This window comes from Clostridium homopropionicum DSM 5847 (assembly GCF_001263795.1).
GTDB lineage: Bacteria > Bacillota > Clostridia > Clostridiales > Clostridiaceae > Clostridium_H > Clostridium_H homopropionicum.
The window spans coordinates 42,720-64,003 of record NZ_LHUR01000018.1 but is presented as its reverse complement, the minus strand read 5'-3'; the positions used below and the strand labels follow the sequence as shown (position 1 = coordinate 64,003).

Below are 21,284 nucleotides of genomic sequence, written 5' to 3'. Positions count from 1 at the left end.
ATTCATTTAAAACTTTCCATTAGTACGCTAAGGCTATTTTTATTCTTCTAAAGCATCCTGTATTGAAGCTCCTGGAGGAACTATTGGAAAAACCATTTCTCTTTCATCTATGATGCATTCAACAACCACTGCCTCATTCATATTTAAGGCTTGTTGTAGCTTTTCTTCTACTTCATCATCTGATGTGATTCTTATTCCCTTTATTCCATATGCGTCTGCAAGCTTCATAAGATCTACATCATTTCCTAGCTTAGTGCTGTTAAATTTCTTTTCATAAAATAAGTCTTGCCACTGACGTACCATTCCAAGAGCATGATTGTTTAATACCAGTTGTATAATAGGTAATTTATATCTTGAAATAGTAACAAGTTCAGTTGAATTCATTCTAAAGGAACCATCTCCAGCTACATTTATTACCCTTTTATCTGGATTTGCAATGCAAGCCCCAATTGACGCTCCAAGCCCATAACCCATTGTTCCAAGACCACCTGAAGAAATAAAAGTTCTAGGCTTCTTAAATACATAGGATTGCGCTGTCCACATTTGATTTTGACCAACTTCAGTGGTAATAATTACCTCACCTTTAGTTAAATCCGAAAGTTTTTCAATAATATAATGAGGATTTAATGTATGTTTATATGTGAACTTTGGAGGGAAAACTCCTTTCCACTCATCAATTTGTTTATTCCATGAACTTAATTTTTTCTCATCTATTCTCTCATTTAGCATAGAAAGAACATTTTTTAAGTGTCCACATAATGGAATGTGTGCAAAAACGTTTTTACCTATTTCTGCAGGGTCTATATCAATGTGTATTATCTTCGCATTTGCAGCAAAGGTTTTAACATTTCCAACTACCCTATCACTAAATCTAGCACCGATAGCAATCAAAAGATCACAGTTACTTGCAGCTCTATTGGAAGCCCTTGTTCCATGCATTCCGATAAGTCCAGTATAGAAAGGATGATCTTGAGAAAATGCACCCATTCCCATAAGTGAACAAGCAACTGGTGACTTTATTTTTTCTGCAAAAGTCATAAGTTCATCACAGGCTTCAGCTATTATTACTCCTCCACCTGCATAAATAAGTGGCTTCTCAGCATTGTTTATTGCTTCAATAGCTCTTTCAAGATTTCTTTTTAATGCTTCTTGGTTCCACTCATCTCTGTGGAATCCCCATTCTATTCTTTTATTTGAAGTGTCAATAACTGCTGGTTCATACTCTGATGTATCCATTTGAACATCCTTTGGAATATCTACAAGTACTGGTCCTGGTCTTCCCGAACGTGCATTTTTAAATGCTTCTCTTATTGTCTGTGCCAACTTTTTAACGTCTTTAACTATATAATTATCTTTAGTTATTGGCGCAGTCATGCTTGTTATATCTACCTCTTGAAAGGATGAACGTCCCAATATTGGTAGAGGAACTTGTCCTGTAAAAACCACTAAAGGAACTGAATCCATATATGCTGTGGCTATACCAGTAACTGTATTTGTAGCACCAGGACCTGAAGTTGCAAGTACAACTCCAACTTTTCCCGTGGATCTAGCATATCCGTCAGCTGCATGAGTTGCCCCTTGCTCATGAGCTGTTAAAATATGCTTTATTTCAGTTGTATTATATAGTTCATCATAGATAGGAAGTACTGTACCTCCTGGATAACCAAATATTACATCTGCACCTTGTTCTTTTAAACATTCAATAAATATTTGTGCACCAGTTAATTTCATATTTGTGCCCCCTTTTAAAACATATCCATAATTAAATCTACATGATTTTTTCTATTTACTATTTTAGAGTCTCAGCAATCAAGTCTCCCATTTTTTTAGTTCCAACTAAAGTCATACCTGTTTGCATTATATCTCCTGTTCTATATCCCATATCAAGAACCTTTGATACAGCTGCTTCTATCTCTTTAGCTGCGTCTTCCATATCAAGACTGTATCTAAGCATCATTGCAACGCTCATTATTGTAGCTATAGGATTAGCCTTATCTTGTCCCGCAATGTCTGGAGCAGAACCATGTATTGGCTCATAAACCCCAAGTTTTCCTGATCCTAAACTAGCTGATGGCAACATTCCAAGAGAACCAGTAAGCATTGAAGCTTCATCACTAAGTATATCTCCAAATAGGTTTTCAGTAACTATAGTGCTAAATTGTCTTGGATTTCTAATTAATTGCATTGCAGCATTATCAACATACATGAAATTTAATTCTACTTCAGGATAATCTAGTGCAACTTTTTTAACAGTTTCACGCCATAATCTTGAACTTTCAAGTACATTTGCTTTATCTATCAATGTAAGTTTATTATCCCTCTTCTTAGCTGTTTCAAAAGCAACCTTAGCAATTCTTACAATTTCAGAAGTAGAGTAAGCCATTGTATCCCAAGCTTTTTGTCCATCTTCTGTATCTATTCTTACTTTTTCTCCAAAGTATGCTCCACCATTTAGCTCACGGATTACCATTATGTCTAATCCATCTCCTAAAACTTCTTCCTTTAGTGTTGAAGCTGATTTAAGTTGTGGAAACATTATTGCTGGTCTTAAGTTAGCAAAAACTTCAAGTGCCTTTCTCATTCCAAGAAGTCCAGCTTCTGGTCTTAGATGACCTGGAAGTACATCCCACTTTTCTCCTCCAACAGCACCTAATAATACTGCATCACTTTCTTTACAAATCTTTATAGTTTCTTCTGGTAGAGGAACTCCTGTTGCATCTATTGCAACTCCTCCCATTAAAACTTCAGTAAATTCAAATTTGCAATTGTACTTTTTTTCTATAACTTTAAGTACTTTTACGGCTTGTTCTATTATATCTGGACCAATACCGTCACCGGGAATTAACGCTATTTTCATTATCTCTTTCTCCCTTTCTTTATATAGTTTACAAATCATTCTGACTTATGACTGTATAAAAAGTATTCTATTGAATCAATTAAAGCAACCCAGCTTGCTTCAATAATATTTGTTGATACTCCTACAGTTCCCCATACATCTTTACCGTCTGTAGACTCAATATGAACTCTAACCTTTGATTTAGTTGCTGTATTAGTATTTAATACTCTAACTTTATAATCAACAAGTCTCATTTTTCTTATATGAGGATAAAAAACTTCTAATGCTTTTCTAAGAGCTTTATCAAGTGCATTTACAGGTCCATTTCCTTCTGCAGCAGTAATTTCCTCAACTCCATCAACTTGAACCTTGACAATTGAAGAAGCACTGTTATCTTCTCCCCAATTATCATCACAGATAGCCTTAAAATCCTTAACCTGAAACATTGGTTTAAAGTTACCTAGAGTTTTCATTACCATTAGTTCAAAGGAAACTTCTGCTCCTTCAAAAACATATCCTTGATGCTCTAATTCCTTAATTTTATCCATTAAGTCTTTTGTTTCTTCTGAATCTTTTGTAACCCATGGAGCTACCTTTTGAATTTTCTTAAGTATAGTACTTCTACCTGCTACTTCAGACATAGCGAAATTTCTAGTATTACCTACATCTTCAGGAGATACGTGTTCAAAGGATTTTGGATTTTTCTGAACACCATCTATGTGCATTCCTCCTTTATGAGTGAATGCACTAGCTCCAACATAAGGGTCCCTATCATTTGGCATTATGTTTGTAATTTCGTTAATATATCGTGAAAGCTCTGTTATTTCAACTAATCTTTCTTTTCCAACAGTTGTTTTTTCCATTTTCAATTCTAGATTCGGTATTACTGTGCATAAATTAGTGTTACCACATCTTTCACCATAACCATTTATAGTTCCCTGCACCTGTAATACACCTTGTTTTACAGCAACTATTGTATTTGCTACAGCCATACCTGCATCATTATGGCAGTGTATTCCTAATGGTGTTTTAATGACTTTACTTATTTTATCAATAATATCTGCAGCTTCCCAAGGCATTAGTCCTCCATTTGTATCACAGAGAACTATCCAATCTGCCCCTGCAGCCTCTGCTGTTTTCAAGGTCTCTATTGCATATTCTGAATTGTTCTTATATCCATCAAAGAAATGTTCTGCATCGAATATTACTTCTTTCCCTAGTTTTTTCATATATGAGAGTGTATCATATATCATATTAATATTTTCTTCCAGGGTTGTTTTTATAACATCTGTAACATGGAAATCCCAAGACTTACCGAATATAGCTACAGAATCAGTTCCAGCATTTGCTAATGCCATAACTGTCGGATCATCTTCAACTTCCATACTTGGTCTTCTGGTGTTACCAAAAGCCGTTAATTTTGTATGACCTAATTTTAAATCTTGGGCCCTTGCAAAAAACTCAAGATCCTTTGGATTTGACCCTGGATTACCTGCTTCTACATAATCGATTCCGAATTCATCTAATTTTTTTAATATCTTTAACTTATCTTCTACTGTAAAAGAAATTCCTTGTGCCTGCGCACCATCCCTAAGTGTTGTATCAAAAATGTAAACTTTGTTCATTAATTTTGAATCCCCAATTTAATCCCAGCCCCTTATTCTTATTATTTAATATTTACTATATATATAAGTGCAAAATTTCTAATTAAAACTATATTTCTTCACTATTCAAATCATTAATTCAACTTATATTCTTATAAATTAAGTTTTACTATAAATTAAATTCCAACCTGAGCACAAAGAGACTTGGCATAAGCCACAGCCTCTCCTGACAGTTCTAGAACTTTCTCAGGTTGCATTTTTAATTATATTTCAGCTAATAAAACTACTTTCTATCTGTCCATGACATCATTTTTCTTAATTCTTTTCCAACTTTCTCTATTTGATGTTCTTTTTCAATTCTTCTTATTGCATTAAAGCTAGGTCTGTTAGATTGATTTTCAAGTATCCAGTTTCTAGCAAATGTACCATCTTGAATTTCAGTAAGTACTTTCTTCATTTCTTTTCTTGTTTCATCAGTAATTATTCTCTTTCCAACTGAATAATCGCCATATTCAGCAGTATCACTGATTGAATATCTCATATATTCAAGTCCACCTTGATTTATTAAGTCAACAATTAACTTCATTTCATGAAGACATTCAAAGTATGCACTTTCTGGTTGATAACCAGCTGCTACTAATGTTTCAAATCCTGCTTTTATTAGTTCAGTAACTCCACCACAAAGAACTGCTTGCTCTCCAAATAAGTCAGTTTCAGTTTCTTCTTTAAATGTAGTTTCAAGTACTCCTGCTCTAGCTCCACCAATTCCTTTTGCATAAGCTAGGGCTAAATCCTTAGCTTTTCCAGTATGATCTTGATAAATAGCTATAAGACATGGAACTCCTTTTCCTTCTTGATATTGACTTCTAACAGTGTGTCCTGGTCCCTTTGGAGCTACCATAAATACATCAACATTTGATGGAGGAACTATTTGACCAAAATGAATGTTGAATCCATGAGCAAATAAAAGTGATTTACCTTGAGTGAGATATGGTGCTATACTTTCCTTATATAAATTTGCTTGCTTTTCATCCGGAATTAAAATCATAATAAGGTCTGATTCTTTTACAGCATCAGCAACTTCTAATACTTGAAGTCCTGCATTTTCAGCTATCATCCAAGATTTACTTCCTTTGTAAAGTCCAACACAAACATCTACTCCGCTATCTCTTAGATTTAAAGCGTGAGCATGCCCCTGACTTCCATAGCCGATAACTGCTACCTTTTTACCAGATAATAATTCCAAATTTGCATCCTTGTCATAGTATAACTTTGCCATTAAAATTGCCCCCTTAAAAATTTATAATTTTTATATATAATATAATTTTATATTTTTTAACAAAATAATTAAACTAAAAAAAACAATCACCTAGCTTTAGGCAAGGTGTAAAAATGTGTGCCCTTAATTTTAAGAATCCCTTAACATCACTCTATTGACATATATTAAGGTTTTATCTATTTTAACAGTGAACCCTATGATTGTCAATATATTTGAAATAATTAGAAAAAATGAATTTTAAAATTCATTTTTTTTTGAAGTTGAATATTCATTCTCATTTTCTAATAATTATTCAGTTTCACTCTGAATATATAAACTTTCTATCTTTTTAATGTGTTTTATTATAACTTAAATATACTCTATAATCTAAATCTGAAAATATATTATCTATTTGCTCTATTTTTTCTAAATAACTTTCATCTATTGAATCTTTTGTAATCATATCATACAACCTATTAAATCTTTCTAAATGTAAATTCACTCTGTTTACTGCGTACTCTACTGAAGTGCCATTCTTTATAATAAATGGCCAATCAGATGCCTCTGCTAGCAGCAGTTCTCTAGCTATCTGGTTTAAGATCCTTCTCTCAATCTCTGTTGGATTTTGATATGTATTTGCAAGCTTAATCATATTCCTTTCAGCTTTATGCAAATCCCTATAAATCCAGTGATTTGATTTGTTAAGCCATACAGAGTAATCACTATTTTCTCCCCAACTTGAAGCTGCTGGTTCGCAATTTTGAACATATTTGCTTTGAAGTAAATATTTCCATGGAGTAGTTAGCTCATAATTTATCCAATTCTCTGAAGAAACTCTTATAAACTCATCTATAAAATCTGGTCCTTCAAACCACCAATGTCCATAAAGTTCAGTATCATACGGAGCTACTATGATAGGTTTATCTTTAATATCTATATTTACTTTTTCAATTTGCTTGCATCTTTCTTCTGCAAAATGTCTTGCATGGAGTTTAACTTTACTCATAGCTTCTTCTCTATTGTAATATTCTTTTCTCTCAGTCTTACCAGTTATTTTATAATATTTAATACCAGTGTCAATTCTAATGCCCCCCTTGTTTATGTATGGCTTAATATATTCTATAGGAGCATCATATCCTAAATCTCTATAAAATTCTCTATAGGAATAATCTCCTGGATATCCAATTACACTACTCCATACCTGTTTTGATGAATCCATATCTCTTCCAAAAGCACATATACCATTTGTTGTTGCAATAGGCTTATATGTTCCGTATAACGGTCTAGGATTTGCATTTATTATTGCTTTATCTTCAGAAATAAAAAATTTTATCCCGAATTCTTTTAGTATTTCATCAATATTTTTTGAATAAGCACACTCAGGAAGCCAAATTCCCTTTGGCGATTGTCCCATAGTTTTTATATAGGATTTTACTCCTATTGATATTTGAGCCTTTATTGCTTCTCGATTTAAATCAAGTAATGGTAGAAATGCATGAGTTGCAGATGAGGTTATGACTTCCAATACTCCTATCTTTACAAACTTTTTAAAAGCATTAATTATGTTTTTATCATAATTATTATAAATATTAATTAATTCTTTAAATCTTTCATTATAAAAGCATGACAAATTATATAAGTCCTTGTTCTCTTTGTTTTTTTTTATTTCTTTTTCAGATAGCTCTAAAGCATTGTGAATATATTCACTAAATCTTTTATTAAGATAATTATCCTGAAGCATACTCATTAACGTTGGAGTTATTGACATTGTAATCTTAAAATTTATCTTATCCTTAATTAAAGAGTCATATACCTGAATTAAAGGTAAATAGCATTCTGTCATTGCCTCAAATAGCCATCTTTCCTCAATAGAATCAATTACTTCTGGATGCCTTATAAATGGCATATGGCTATGTAGTACTATGGAAACATCCCCTTTTTTCACCTTTCTCCCTCTTTTCTAATATGAATATATTTTGTCTTGAACAAATTCACAAACCTTAATAAATTTTACTTTATTATTACTTGACTCTTTGTTAGTCAAAGTTGTAACTTTATTTGAGGTTGCTATGGGTAATATAGTACCATTCTCAAATTTTCTGCACAGCTTAACTAGTACTTGAATATTGCATCTGTTCAATGTTATAAACCAATTGTCTGCAAAAGGATCTATATGCTCTTCATAGATTTTAATTTCTTTTTCATTAGTGAATTCATATACAATTATCATTGATTTTGATTTTTTCCAGCTTTCTTCTCCGTACAATTCTTTAATTTTATATACGTCCTTTGAAGAAATATTGAAATAGCAATAAATTGTATACGAACCTTGAACTAATAGACTTACAGATGAATTTCCATCATCATACAAATTGATCCCCTCCAAATTATGATATGACAATTATACCTTAATTTGTAATTCATGTCATTAATTTTAAATTAATTAACTAAAAAACCGTCTTCCTATTACATTGAAGAAGGTTTCTTAGATGTAAAATTATTGCTTACTACTATAGGATAAATTTGAGTAACTGTTATAAGTAAGTTAATTATATTCTTTCTATTGATCTTTTTAAATATATTACAATTGCTATTAGAACTATTAGAATCCATATCTAATATATTATCTGTAGTAAAAATATTTGCTTCATTAATATAACAGCTTATATTTTTGTTATATTTATCATTTGAAAATCTCTTTTCTGGACAGTAGCAGTGTATAATTGTATTAAATTTAAATGGGAAAAATAATTTTAAAGTTTTTATATATCCCTTATATGCATTATTATTTAAATCTTCAAAACTATTATACTCAAGGGTACTTATCAATTTACCCTCCAATAGTAATTCCCCTTCTATCTTATTTGTACTTTTCTTTGCTATATCTATTGGAATGAATTTACTATCAGTTATACAAACATCACTTTTGGTTCTTAATATTTCAGTAATATTTTCATTAAAATCGATTGCTTCTTCTATAGGGATACTAATCCTTTTTTCTGCAATTACTACTGGAATATTAACTATTATTGTATTTTCATTAGAATCCTCCTGAACTGTTATCTTTGGAGTTACTTTGTCAAAAAATGTTTCTTCAACATGTGAATTATTATCTTTTATTTCTTTATTGATTGAGCAATTTTTATTATTATTCATTTTCTTTTGTTCAATAGTTGAAAATACAGTATAATTTCTGTAGTAATTATATAATTCATATATTATTTTTATTAATAAAATAGCTTTTAAAGCCTGTTCTTGATTTTCATAATTTACTGAGCATTTTCTCACAAGTAACACCTCTTTATTCTTGCTAATAAAATCTTATATACTAATAATATATTCTAAAATAGAGAAATAGAAACTATTATTAATAAATTAAGACCTATAGCTAAAATGCTATAGGTCTTAATTTATTAATTAGCAAATATTAACTTGTTGAACTTGTAGTACTTTCACTGTAATGAAAACAACCATTTTTTCAGTTAATTTAGTAGTAATTTCTTTTTTCTTATCTTTAGCTTCATAATTAGCTTCTTTTTCCATTAAGCAATCTTCTTTATGCCAGTTTTCTTCTTCACATCTTTGAATATCTGCTTCAAATATTCTTGCTGATATTAATTCGCAGTATGGCTTTTCATTGTAGTACACTGTTTCTTCAAATTCTGTTTCACATAAGCTTCTTCCCATAAATTCTTCTTCACATACTTTGCAGTCCCCTTGTTTAGTGCATAATAAATCTATTTCCCTTGAGAAGCCCCTTAAATTTATTACTGGAGGAACAACATAAGTTACTTCAGTAACACAAGTAAAAGGTATCTTTGCTGTAATATGATTTATTTCCCCTTTAACTATCTTGTCTTCTTTACATTCAGATGTTGCATATTCTATATTCTTTCTAACATATCCACTAATAAATAACTTACCAGTTCTTAGCACTCCACCTTCAATAATTCCTGCCCTTGGAATTAGTTTACATTGTGTCAAAAATACATCTTTTTTAACTCTTTTTATTTCAAATAAAGGTTTTTTTAAATAAATTTTTGACTCTACATCAACTTGTACTTCCCTTTGAGCTAATACTACTGGAATTTTTGCAACTACTGGTCCACATATGCCAGTTGGTGTTATATTAACGCCTGGACAAAGAGGTAATGTTGTTGATTCTACTTTGCCACAGTCTTCTTTTTTAGAATTACAATACTCCATAAAAATATCCCCCTTAATTTTTCGTGAAGACATAATTTTTCATGTCTAATATATACTATGCAAAGCTTGTACATCCGTCCCAAAAAAAAAGAAAATCCTTGATGTTTTTTTTCATCAAAGATTTTTAATATACTTAAAAATTTATCTTTTTTCTTCTCATACCAACATTTAGCACTAATCCAATTGCCATAAAGCTAGTTAATATCGAACTACCCCCATAACTCATTAAAGGCAATGTAATCCCCGTAATAGGCATTAATCCAATAGTCATGCCTATATTTTGAAATATTGAAAATAAGAAAGTAGATATTACTCCAACTACAACTATAGAACCAAAAAGATCCTTAGAATTTTTAGCTATTTTAATAAATTTATATAATAATAATCCATATAAAAACAATAATACTAAAGCACCAATCAATCCCCATTCTTCACCTACAACTGAGAAAATAAAATCTGTATGAGCTTCGGGAACATTATTCCCTGCAATCTGTAGTCCCTTTGTAAATCCTTCTCCTAATATCTTACCTGAGCCTATTCCCATTAAAGACTGATTTAGCTGAAAAGAAAGTCCTTGTCCATGAGCCTCTGGACTAATAAAGGATAGTAATCTACCTTTCCAATAGGTTTTCATAAGAGGTGAATTCCAAATTACAACTATTAAAGCAAAAATACCTGCAAGACCACCAAGAATAACTCTCATATTTAGACCGGCAACATAAAATATGCCTAAGGCTATAAAAAATGTTACCATTGTCATACCCATATCAGGTTGTATTACAATCAATACCATAGGAAGTATACTGTAAAATGCAAGTTTGAAAAAGTTTTTTGGTTCATTAACCTTTCCTTCCATATCATCTAGTAATCTAGCAAGCATAATAATCATTCCTAGCTTTGCAAATTCAGAAGGCTGAATAGCTCTTGAACCTATCCCAATCCACCCGGTTGCCCCTTTATGAGTGCTTCCTAATACAAAATCATTTAATGCTAATAAAATGATGCCTGCCCAATATATTATACTTGCAAAGTTTCCAATCATTGAATAATCTATCAATAAAATAATATAAATTACAACCAGGCCTAAAATAAGCCAAGTAAATTGTAGTTTTGCATAATAAATACCTAAACTCCTAAAGGTAGCACTATATACATTTATACAGCTAAATAATACTATAATTACACAAATAATTATTATACTATAATCTAGCTGTCTTAATAATTTTTTATCAATTTTAAATTTGTCAAGCACAAGTATCCCTCCAATACAAATAAAATTATAACATATAAAACACAAAAAGCTATGTACAACTTATTAATTATACATAGCTTTCTTTATTTCATATGTCTTCATATATGAAACTCCTCTTCCTTTCAGTCAGAGGAGTTCTCAAAGAGTAAGCGATTCACTACAAATTGTAAATTTGTGTTCTCTGCTTAACCGAGCTTAACCGAGCATCACCAAATTATAAATTTGGGATGCCTGCTTATCTTGCTCTCATTTTTTTTATAGGTATACTAGCTACTAAAGCAGGAGCACTGCCTTCACTTTCATCAGTTTTTGTAAATCTTACATCTACATCCCCATCATCAATAATAACATACTTAGAAATAACTTCTAGAATATCTGTTTTCATCATTTCTAGCAGTTCTGGAGAAACGTTTGCTCTATCATGGATAAGGATTAACTTAAGTCTATCCTTAGCCACTTCTTTAGAAGAGGGCTTTCCCGTAAAAAACTTAAATAAATCCATCTTATACCCTCCTATTTAATCCCAAATATTTTCTTCAATGAAGAGAAAAATCCTGTTTGGCTGCTTGGCAATGTCATAAAAGGAACTTCTTCTCCTAATATTCTTTTAGCAATGTTATTAAACGCTTGTCCAGATATAGCTTTGTTATTTAAAACAACTGGCTCACCTTTATTAGTAGCTACAGTAATTTCTTCGTCTGCAGGTACAATACCAATTAATTTTACTGCTAGACTATCCAAAATATCATTAATGTCTAACATATCTCCTCTTTTAACCATATCTTGATTTAATCTATTTATTATAAGTTGATGGTTATCAAGTCCTTTAGCGTCTAATTTTCCAATAACCCTATCCGCATCTCTGACTGAAGTCACTTCTGGATTTACAACTATTAGTGCTCTATCTGCACCAATGATAGCATTTTCAAAGCCTTGCTCAATACCAGCTGGACAATCTATTAGTATGTAATCAAACTCTTCTTTCAACTCATTTACTAAATTTAACATTTGTTCAGGACTTACCTCGTCTTTATCTCTTGTTTGAGCTGTTGGAAGTAAATATAAATTAGGAAATCTTTTATCTTTAATTAGTGCTTGTTTTACTCTACATCTTTCTTCTATTACGTCAAGTAGAGTAAATACTATTCTATTTTCAAGTCCCATTAAAACATCTAAATTTCTAAGTCCTGTATCACCATCCACTACAACAACTTTTTTACCAAGAGAAGCAAGGGCTGTACCAATATTAGCAGTTGTAGTAGTTTTCCCAACTCCACCTTTACCTGATGTAATAACTATAGCTTCACTCATCTTTCTTCCTCCATTATACAAATTTATTAGGTATATAAGGTTCCACAATTATCGTATCATCTTTGATTTTTGCAACTTCTGGATAATATGGTTTTTCATCATTTTCTGGTGATCTAGTAATTATATTTGCAATTTGAAGTATTTGAGGGTAAAGTCTAAAAGCAGATATTATAGCTTTAGTATTTCCTGAATTACCTGCATATACATTTCCTTGCAAATTTCCAAGTACAATAACGTTTCCGCCAGCATATACTTCTGCACCTGGATTTACATCACCAATAATAACCACATTGCCTGGATACCTTATTATTTGGCCGCTTCTTAAGGTTTTTCTATAGAATTTAGTGCGGCCTTCATAAATTCCTTGAAATACTTTGTTACTTACTTCATCTTTTTCTTCAAAAATACAACCCTTTATTAAAAACTCATCAAATAATTTATCCTTTAGTATTATTATCTGCTTTTCATTAAATTCCTTTAGTTGAGTAGAGATTTTTATTGTAGCTCCTTTATAGAACTTCTTACCCACATTAAGCTTTTCTATGAGTTTTTCTAGCATATCTTCAAAATCTCTAAATTTATTCATATCTATTATTGCAACTAAACCTTCTCTATTGCCTTTTATAATTATTCCATCTACTAACATACAAAACCTCCAATAAAGCCTCATCACTTATATTTCAACATTTTATTGCTAATTCCTCCTAAAAAACAAAATAAATTTCAAAAAACCAGATAGTAATATCTGGTTTTATTGGGTAACTTGTACTTCTGTATTAGATTCAGTCTTTTCTTGTTGCTTACTAGTGTCTATTTTATAATTGTACATAGGTACATATCCTGGATAATCCTTTTTTAGAGTATCTTTAAAATACTCTTCATAAACAGCTCTTGCTACAGGTGCTACAGATCCACCATGTCCACCGTCAAATACTACAGCACATACAGCTATTTCAGGATTATCAAAAGGTGCAAAACCTACGAAAAGTCCATAAGAAGTTCTACCATATTCATCTTGATTACTGCTGTAAGTAGCAGAACCTGTTTTACCTCCATTAGGTATAGGAAAACCCTCAAAAGCAAACTTAGCTGTACCGTCTTCTGCATTGGTAACATCTTTCATACCGTCTTTAACTGCTTTAATGTTTGCTTCGTTAAAATTGATCTTTTCAATTACTTCTGGTTTGTATTCCTTAACTACATTTCCCTCTTGATCTAAAATCTTATCAACTAAATGAACCTTATATCTATTTCCTCCATTTACTAAAGTAGCAATATAGTTTGCTAACTGAAGTGGAGTAAATTGATTTGTACCTTGACCAATAGATGCGTCATAAACGTTATTTTGATTATTTATGTTGTAATTAGCATCGTCAATAGAATATATAATGGCAAGCCATGCTTTTTCAACTTGTGTTTGAATAAAGCTTTCTAGATTTAATCTTTTATTCATATCTCCAGTATATTGACTACTATAGTCGCTGTATGCATTTTGATAGTTTTGCTTTAATACAGTATCCTTATCAGCAAGCTTCTGTAACATGTCTTTAATATCAGAAGTTCCTTTATTTTTAAATTGCATCTCTTCTAATATCCTAGCTCTTAACTGATCTTTTAACTTGGCAACTTCTTCATTATCACTTTCACTTGTATTTATATTTATTCCAATATAATGGCTCTTATAATTTTGAGTTCTTGTATCTGTTCCTCTAGAAAGTAAACTTATTAATGTGCTCATATATAGATTTGAAAATATCTTTCTTCCTGACTCTAAATTATACACTTGACCAAACTTTTCTGGAATTTCTATTCCAGTGGAGGCTTTAACTCCTTGTGGAACACCAAGTCCAAATTTCCAAGCGTAATTTGCTATAACATCATAGCCATTGTTGTATTTCTTAGTCTGGTAAAGTCTATCTCCTACCTCAAAGAAGAAGTAGTTAACAGATCTTTCTATAGCGTCGGCAACAGTAATATTACCAAAGCTGTATGTGTTCCAGTCTTTTCCTTTATATCCATGTTTCGTAAATATAAGCCCATCATAAATAGTTTCGTTTGGACCTATTACTCCCTCCTCAAGTCCAGCAAGACCAACTACAGGTTTAAAAGTTGAACCAGGAGGAATAAGACTTTTTGTAGCATAATTATAAAGCGGCTTAGGATATATATCATAATAATCCTGTCTAATAGTGGTATTGTTTTTTATACTTTTATCTAGTGGAAATAATCTATCTATTATATCTTGAAGAGATTTGTCCTTATAGGCTTCTCTTGCAACATAATTGTTTTTGATTAAATCAGTAGCATACTGTTTTCCAAATTCCTGCAAATCAGGATTGAAGTATTTCTTTTGAAGATCAGCAGTTAATTTACCAGGAACTGCAAAGTCATTTGGATCATATCCTGGTTTACTAACTAAAGCAAGTATTTTCCCGGTTTTTACATCAAGAACCACAACAGCTCCCCTGGTTGCATTTGAAGTATCAACGTCTGCAACTCTTCCTTGAGCTTGTAAATTAGCCATTACTTGATCAAGAGCTTTTTCAGCTGTATATTGAATGTTACTATCAACTGTTAATTGAACTGTTTTTCCTGGGTATGGTTCTTTTATTCCAAGTTCTCTCATGATTCTTCCATACTTATTAATTTGAACTATTTTAGTTCCTTTTGAACCTCTAAGAGTACTTTCAAATGCACTTTCTATTCCTGCTGCACCTATATAGTCAGTGCTTGTATCATATCCTTTTTCTTCATATTGTTCCTGCTGCCATGAATTAATTTTAGATAGATAACCTAAAAAAGATGAACCTAAATCTCCATTAGGGTACACTCTTATTGGATCAACTGACACTTCAATTCCTGGCAATTGTTCATAGTATTGCATAAAAATAAATGCCGTATTTTTAGAAATATTAGTAGCAATTACTACCGGTTTAAACCCATAATAGCTTTGAAGTTTAATTGAATCTTTAACTAATATGAACCTTCTTTTTTGTTCTAATGAATATCTACTAGTGCTTATATTATATTTTTTAACAAGCCCTTTAAATTCTTCCTTAGGCATTTTACTATATACTTGGGCAAATTGCTTTTTTTCATCCTCTACTTCAATTTTATATTTTTTTAGGTAATCTTGAAATTTTGGATTAGCATTTTGATCCTTCTTTATCTTATTATATAGATCAGTATATGCAAGCTTTTCTTCTTCAGCGTTAATCTTGTAAAAATCTAATAGATAATTGAAGGTTTCTTCTGGTGTCTTTTTTAATAGTTCTTCGTCAATTTTTGCTTTATCTTCGTCACTTAACTCTTCATCTTTCTTATCTGGAAAAAGTTCTTTTTTTACCAGGCTATCCATTCCACGGTCCTTTTTAAATCTAATTTCCATCCATCTTCTTGTATTTTCGTTATCACTTCCGAATTCAAATCTAAATGGATTTATCTTTAACTCTAAGTCATCCTTTTGAAATTCTTTATTTTCGTCCAATAACTTAAAAACTGTTTCCATGGTCTTAAAAAAATTCTCTTTGCTTTCATCTGTTTCAGTGAAAGTCAATGTATATCCTTGTACGCTTTCTGCAAGAATATTCCCTTTAGAATCTATTATATTTCCCCTTGGAGGTGAAATAGGAATATTCCTAATAGATTTCTGGCTAGTTGCTTCTCTGTATTCATCAGCCTTTACAATTTGAAGGTAAATAAGCTTGGATACTATTAACGAAAAGCAAAAAATAACTGCCATAAACAAACCAGTATATCTATTAAATTTTTTTTCTTTTTTCTTTTTTTTAAAACTTAACTTATTTTTAGCCATTTAAAAATCACCGTTTCTAGAATCTCCAATTTTTTACCATAAATGGTCTTTCACATAATTTATATACTATTCTATACATAAAAATTGAAAATGGTATGCTATATATACTTCTATATAATATAACTTTTAGATATACATGATTTCCTAGTATATATAGAACTATAAGCATTAGTATTCCTTTAAGCAGCATCAGTAGAATGCACGTTAATACAGGTATAATAATCTTATCTTTAAATATAGTACTTCCTATTTGTGCTGCAATTAAGCACATTATCATGTTTAATAGCATATTTATTCCTACGCCATCGATAAAATATATATCTTGCAATAGTCCTGAAAAAATGCCAAGTATAACTGCACTTTTACTTCCATTTACTATTGAATAACAAATTACGAATAAAAATAATAAGCTAGGATATACTCCTTTAATAGAAATAAATGGCATTAATGCATTATCTAAAATCATTAAAGCTATTATCAAAAATGATACAGTAAATATTTTTTTCATTTTTAATCACCTTAGTATTTTACTTCCCTATTATTTTTAGGAATTACTATAAACAATTCTTCTAATTTATTAAAATCTACACTAGGCTCTATTAATGCATTTTTTATAAGCTTTCCCTTGTCCTCTTCAACATTAATTACTGTGCCAATTTTAATTCCTTTCGGATATAATCCTCCAAGTCCAGAAGTTAATACTAAGTCACCTTCTTTAACTAATGAATCTAAAGGAAGATAGTATAACTTTGCTAAAAGCTTATCATCATAATCCCTATATCCTTTTACTACTCCATCATTTTCTCTTGTGCTATTTAACATTCCTGCAACTGCAATATTTTCATTAACAAGAGATTGAACTATTGCCCAATTACTGCCTACAGCGGTAACTTGACCAACTAGTCCAGCACCAGTCACTACAACCATTCTGTCCTTAACTCCATCTTCTGTTCCTCTATTAATTACAAAACCGTCTAACCAATTGTCACCGCTTTTACCTATTATGTCACAGCCTAAATAATCATATTCAGTTCTTTGGTTTTTAAAATTTAACATTTGCCTAAGTCTTTCGTTTTCATTCTTTAAAGCGTCATAATTTAAGGCTTTATCTTTTAGTTGTAAATTTTCTTCTAATATTTGCTTATTTTCCTCTTTTATTTTTCTATAATTAACTATAAAATTAATATTATTTTTAAGACCATTATTAACCTTGTAAACAACACCTTGAATTGAGTTTAATACTTTACCAATACCATCTTCTGCTGCAGTCATATTTTTTTTATTCACAGTGTATCCAATTAATACCAAAAAGCTAACTGACAGTACAATTACAGTTACTGTCAGCTTATTCTTAAAAAAAGTCATTTCGATATTCTATTTCCTACTCATTTTATCAAGATTATCCAAAGCTTTTCCTGCACCTACTGCAACACAATCAAGAGGTGATTCTGCTATGTGTACTGGCATATGAGTTTCCTTATTTATTAGTTTATCAAGTCCCTTTAACAAGGCTCCTCCACCGGTAAGCATTATACCTTTATCCATTAAATCTGAAGCTAATTCTGGTGGTGTTTTTTCAAGGTTAGTTTTAATAGCATCTACAATTGCAGCAACAGGCTCCTTTAAAGCCTCTCTAACTTCTTCTTCATTAATTGTTATTAGTTTAGGAAGTCCAGTGATAAGATCTCTTCCTCTTATTTCCATAACGTTTAATCCATTAGAATCTATCTGTTCTTTTTCTAAAGTAACTCCCTCTTCCCCTTCAACAATCTCTTTTTCTTCTTTTTTATCAAATTCGTAAGCAGAACCTATTTCCATTTTTATTATTTCTGCTGTTCTTTCACCAATCATTAAATTATATTCCTTTTTAATATAAGCAATAATTGCTTGATCTAATTCATCTCCTGCTATTCTCAAAGATTTGCTTGTTACAATTCCTCCAAGAGAAATTACAGCAACCTCAGTAGTTCCTCCACCAATATCAACAACCATACTTCCTGTAGGCTCCTGAACTGGAAGTCCTGCACCTATAGCAGCAGCCATCGGTTCTTCCATTAAGTATACTTCTCTAGCACCAGCTCTTTTACTAGCTTCCTCTATGGCTCTTCTTTCTACAGCAGTTACTCCTGATGGAAAACATACAACTACCCTTGGACTTGTAAATGCAGATTTTGAGCATACCTTAGAAATAAAACTTCTTAGCATTTCTTCTGTTATATCAAAGTCAGCAATTACACCATCCTTTAGTGGTCTAATAGCAACTATATTTCCAGGAGTTCTTCCTATCATTTGCTTTGCTTCATTTCCTACAGCTAAAACCTTATTTGTAAGTTTATTTATTGCTACTACAGAAGGCTCTCTTAAAACAATACCTTTCCCTTTAGCATAAACTAAAGTATTCGCTGTTCCTAAATCTATACCCATGTCTTTCGTCATACCAAAAAATCCCACTATTGTTTCTCCTTTCAAACTTCCCTCTTAATAAAGACTATACTACATTCTTGTCTTTAAGACTTATATAAATACCATTCCCAATTATTATATGATCTAATAATTCTATTCCTAAAAGCTTCCCACACTCTTTTATTCTCTTTGTTACATTTATATCCTCAGCACTTGGCGTAGGATCTCCTGAAGGATGATTATGACATATAACTATTGTTGCACTACTTTTTTTAATGGCCTCAAGGAATATTTCTCTTGGGTGAACTATTGATGAATTAAGACTTCCTATAGAAACATCCTTAGATCCTATTACTATATTTTTAGTATTTAACATTATAACCTTTAAATGCTCTTCTTTTAGGTATCTCATTTCTTCCATAACTAAACTTGCTGCATCTTTAGGTTCACTAATTTTAAATTGCTCTCCTGATCTAAATGCTTTGAGCCTTTTGGACAATTCTCCTATTGCAGCAATTTGTGAAGCTTTTGCACTCCCAATTCCCTTTAAATTCATAATTTCTTCAGGTAAAAGACTAAGCAGACCATTTATTCCTCCACTTTCACCCAGAACTCTACTGCTTAAATTAATTACATTTTCTTTTGCAGTGCCAGTTCTAAGTATAATAGCAAGCAGTTCAGTGTTTGACAATACTTCTGGTCCATATTTTAAAAGTCTTTCCCTGGGTCTTTCATTTTGTGGTAAATCCTTTAATTTCATAGCATTATTCATATTACTACTCCTTTATAGATTTACCCCCATCACCCTTAACATATACTTTAGTTTATTTATTGGAAGTCCTACAACGTTGTAGAAATCTCCTTTAATATACTCTACGAATACACCCCCGAATCCTTGAATACCATATGCACCAGCTTTATCCATGGGTTCTCCAGAAGAAACATATTTTAATATTTCTTCATCAGTAATATCTGAAAATTTAACCTCTGTACATGCACAGTCTCTTATAACTCTACATTTTATAGTATCAAATATAGCAATACCCGAGTATACCTTATGTATCTTCCCGCTTAATCGCTTAAGCATTTCAAAGGCATCCTCCTCATTCTTAGGTTTGCCTAATACTTCATCATTATATGTAACAACAGTATCGCAACCTATAATTAAAGCGTCATATTTTAAGTCTTTAGCTACAGACCTAGCCTTACCTTCTGCTAAATCCATAACATATTTTGAACAATCTTCATTAAAAATTACTTTACTTTCATCAAAGTCGCTTATAATAATATTAAACTCCTCTGTTAGACGAGTTAATAATTCTTTTCTTCTTTCTGATGCTGATGCTAAAACTAATGTCACTTTATCACTCCTAGTACTTTCTATATAATAATATTGCCAAAATAACTCCAATTATAGTCATAATATTTACATAGAAATTGATACCAAAAGTTATTTGAGCTATCTTTAAATTTAAGATAAATGGACTTGAAGTCCCAATTGGATGTGTAGCATTTAAAAAACTCAAGGCTTTTATATTACTTCCAAGGATATCTCCAAGAAAACTCCCACATATGCCTCCCAGAAGTATTACAAAGATTAAAAAACCATTTTTTCCACTACCCCTAACCATCTTTTACTCCTTTTAACCTGTTTATCTTTTATAGTTTAACATTTAATAAAAACATACACAAGTATATAAGTCTATAAAATTTGTGAATTTAATTTAAATTTTAAAGGCATTGAAAATCTGATTTTCAATGCCTTTATTTATTATTATTTCAATGTTATTAACATTTTGTAGATGAAAGCTACCTGTTTATCCATATCACTTTCAACAAGATTATCTGGCAATTTTTTAGTATCCTCTTTCAGTTCATTTAATACAGCATAATTACTGCTTTTCTCATTACTATCTTTTAAACTAGATATCCACTCTTTTATTTGTTTTGTTTGGACTGACTTAACTTTTTCATTACTAAATTTATTTATTATTTGCAACCTTGCATCTACTATCTCTTTTATTTGTGCATTACATAAATCATTATCATTAATTATTATGGCTTTCTTAGAAAACTCTATTTTGTTTTCTTCTAATTTTTTTACAATTTCTTCAGTTTCTGTTTTTGTATGTATTCCTAGAATTACTCGATACTTGTCCTCTTGTTGTATAATAAAAGGAGTTTTTGCAAAACTCAACTTGTCTCTTAAAGCTTCTGCATTCACTTTGTTTGCAAATACCCCACACTGAATAATGAAAAATTCATTTGGACTTTCATTTTTGCTAATACTATCTTCAATCTTTTTCCCTTCAACTTCGCTAACACTCTTAGCATTAATGTCTATATTGTTATTTTTAATTATTAACTTTGATATTATGCTTCCAGAAATAAATGCAAGTATTAAAATACCTAATATTAATAGAATAAAAAAACTTCCTTTGCTATTTTTCCTTTTAAAATCAACTCTAGTGTATTTCATTTTTTACCTCCTGGTTGCAAATTATATTTACTTAATATAATAATATTTCGCAGGAACTTTTTTTATACTAAAAAAACTCAATCAAGTATGATTGAGTTTTTAAATTAATATATTTTATGTA

Annotated in this window: 20 protein-coding genes; all 20 read right to left on the bottom strand. The window is 30.9% G+C overall.

All coding sequences use genetic code 11. The annotated features are described in order from the left end of the window. Positions 1-39: 39 nt before the first annotated feature. Positions 40-1,731 carry a biosynthetic-type acetolactate synthase large subunit gene (gene ilvB, locus CLHOM_RS06800; RefSeq protein ID WP_052220953.1) on the bottom strand — a complete coding sequence of 564 codons (1,692 nt, stop codon included), beginning with the start codon at positions 1,729-1,731 and terminating at the stop codon, positions 40-42. A 58-nt stretch (positions 1,732-1,789) separates the two neighbouring features. Beyond that, positions 1,790-2,857 carry a 3-isopropylmalate dehydrogenase gene (gene leuB / locus CLHOM_RS06795; protein WP_052220952.1) on the bottom strand — a complete coding sequence of 356 codons (1,068 nt, stop codon included), beginning with the start codon at positions 2,855-2,857 and terminating at the stop codon, positions 1,790-1,792. 35 nt (positions 2,858-2,892) lie between these two features. Continuing rightward, positions 2,893-4,461, bottom strand: a complete 1,569-nt coding sequence (gene cimA, locus CLHOM_RS06790; protein ID WP_052220951.1) for a citramalate synthase — start codon at positions 4,459-4,461, stop codon at positions 2,893-2,895. A gap of 262 nt (positions 4,462-4,723) precedes the next feature. Further along, complete coding sequence (ilvC, locus tag CLHOM_RS06785; RefSeq protein WP_052220950.1) at positions 4,724-5,719, bottom strand: ketol-acid reductoisomerase; 996 nt, start codon at positions 5,717-5,719, stop codon at positions 4,724-4,726. Positions 5,720-6,047: 328 nt separating this feature from the next. After that, complete coding sequence (locus tag CLHOM_RS06780; RefSeq protein WP_052220949.1) at positions 6,048-7,643, bottom strand: glycoside hydrolase family 57 protein; 1,596 nt, start codon at positions 7,641-7,643, stop codon at positions 6,048-6,050. Positions 7,644-7,658: 15 nt separating this feature from the next. Continuing rightward, positions 7,659-8,069 (bottom strand): DUF4912 domain-containing protein, encoded by a 411-nt coding sequence (locus CLHOM_RS06775; RefSeq protein WP_052220948.1) that lies wholly within the window; start codon positions 8,067-8,069, stop codon positions 7,659-7,661. 95 nt (positions 8,070-8,164) lie between these two features. Beyond that, positions 8,165-8,986, bottom strand: coding sequence for a DUF7852 domain-containing protein (locus CLHOM_RS06770; protein WP_052220947.1), 822 nt, complete (start codon positions 8,984-8,986; stop codon positions 8,165-8,167). 129 nt (positions 8,987-9,115) lie between these two features. Continuing rightward, the gene (locus CLHOM_RS06765; protein WP_139205659.1) at positions 9,116-9,904 is read right to left on the bottom strand and encodes a CsxC family protein; all 789 of its coding nucleotides are present in this window, start codon (positions 9,902-9,904) and stop codon (positions 9,116-9,118) included. 133 nt (positions 9,905-10,037) lie between these two features. Beyond that, positions 10,038-11,156 (bottom strand): rod shape-determining protein RodA, encoded by a 1,119-nt coding sequence (gene rodA / locus CLHOM_RS06760; RefSeq protein WP_052220945.1) that lies wholly within the window; start codon positions 11,154-11,156, stop codon positions 10,038-10,040. Between the two features lie 235 nt (positions 11,157-11,391). After that, positions 11,392-11,658, bottom strand: a complete 267-nt coding sequence (gene minE / locus CLHOM_RS06755) for a cell division topological specificity factor MinE (RefSeq protein WP_052220944.1) — start codon at positions 11,656-11,658, stop codon at positions 11,392-11,394. A gap of 11 nt (positions 11,659-11,669) precedes the next feature. Further along, entirely contained in the window at positions 11,670-12,467 is a 798-nt protein-coding gene (minD, locus tag CLHOM_RS06750; protein WP_052220943.1) for a septum site-determining protein MinD, read from the bottom strand. A gap of 13 nt (positions 12,468-12,480) precedes the next feature. Continuing rightward, positions 12,481-13,113 carry a septum site-determining protein MinC gene (minC, locus tag CLHOM_RS06745; RefSeq protein ID WP_052220942.1) on the bottom strand — a complete coding sequence of 211 codons (633 nt, stop codon included), beginning with the start codon at positions 13,111-13,113 and terminating at the stop codon, positions 12,481-12,483. A gap of 105 nt (positions 13,114-13,218) precedes the next feature. Beyond that, positions 13,219-16,281 carry a penicillin-binding transpeptidase domain-containing protein gene (locus CLHOM_RS06740; RefSeq protein ID WP_052220941.1) on the bottom strand — a complete coding sequence of 1,021 codons (3,063 nt, stop codon included), beginning with the start codon at positions 16,279-16,281 and terminating at the stop codon, positions 13,219-13,221. Between the two features lie 16 nt (positions 16,282-16,297). Further along, entirely contained in the window at positions 16,298-16,789 is a 492-nt protein-coding gene (gene mreD, locus CLHOM_RS06735) for a rod shape-determining protein MreD (protein ID WP_052220940.1), read from the bottom strand. 11 nt (positions 16,790-16,800) lie between these two features. Then, positions 16,801-17,646 carry a rod shape-determining protein MreC gene (gene mreC, locus CLHOM_RS06730; protein WP_052220939.1) on the bottom strand — a complete coding sequence of 282 codons (846 nt, stop codon included), beginning with the start codon at positions 17,644-17,646 and terminating at the stop codon, positions 16,801-16,803. Positions 17,647-17,655: 9 nt separating this feature from the next. Beyond that, on the bottom strand, positions 17,656-18,717 hold the full coding sequence (locus CLHOM_RS06725; protein WP_175478673.1) for a rod shape-determining protein: 1,062 nt from the start codon (positions 18,715-18,717) through the stop codon (positions 17,656-17,658). Positions 18,718-18,769: 52 nt separating this feature from the next. Further along, entirely contained in the window at positions 18,770-19,456 is a 687-nt protein-coding gene (gene radC, locus CLHOM_RS06720; RefSeq protein ID WP_052220938.1) for a RadC family protein, read from the bottom strand. A gap of 12 nt (positions 19,457-19,468) precedes the next feature. Beyond that, on the bottom strand, positions 19,469-20,044 hold the full coding sequence (locus tag CLHOM_RS06715; RefSeq protein ID WP_052220937.1) for a Maf-like protein: 576 nt from the start codon (positions 20,042-20,044) through the stop codon (positions 19,469-19,471). 10 nt (positions 20,045-20,054) lie between these two features. Further along, positions 20,055-20,315, bottom strand: a complete 261-nt coding sequence (locus CLHOM_RS06710; RefSeq protein ID WP_052220936.1) for a DUF4321 domain-containing protein — start codon at positions 20,313-20,315, stop codon at positions 20,055-20,057. Between the two features lie 143 nt (positions 20,316-20,458). Beyond that, positions 20,459-21,163 carry an SPOR domain-containing protein gene (locus CLHOM_RS06705; protein WP_052220935.1) on the bottom strand — a complete coding sequence of 235 codons (705 nt, stop codon included), beginning with the start codon at positions 21,161-21,163 and terminating at the stop codon, positions 20,459-20,461. Between the last annotated feature and the right edge of the window lie 121 nt (positions 21,164-21,284).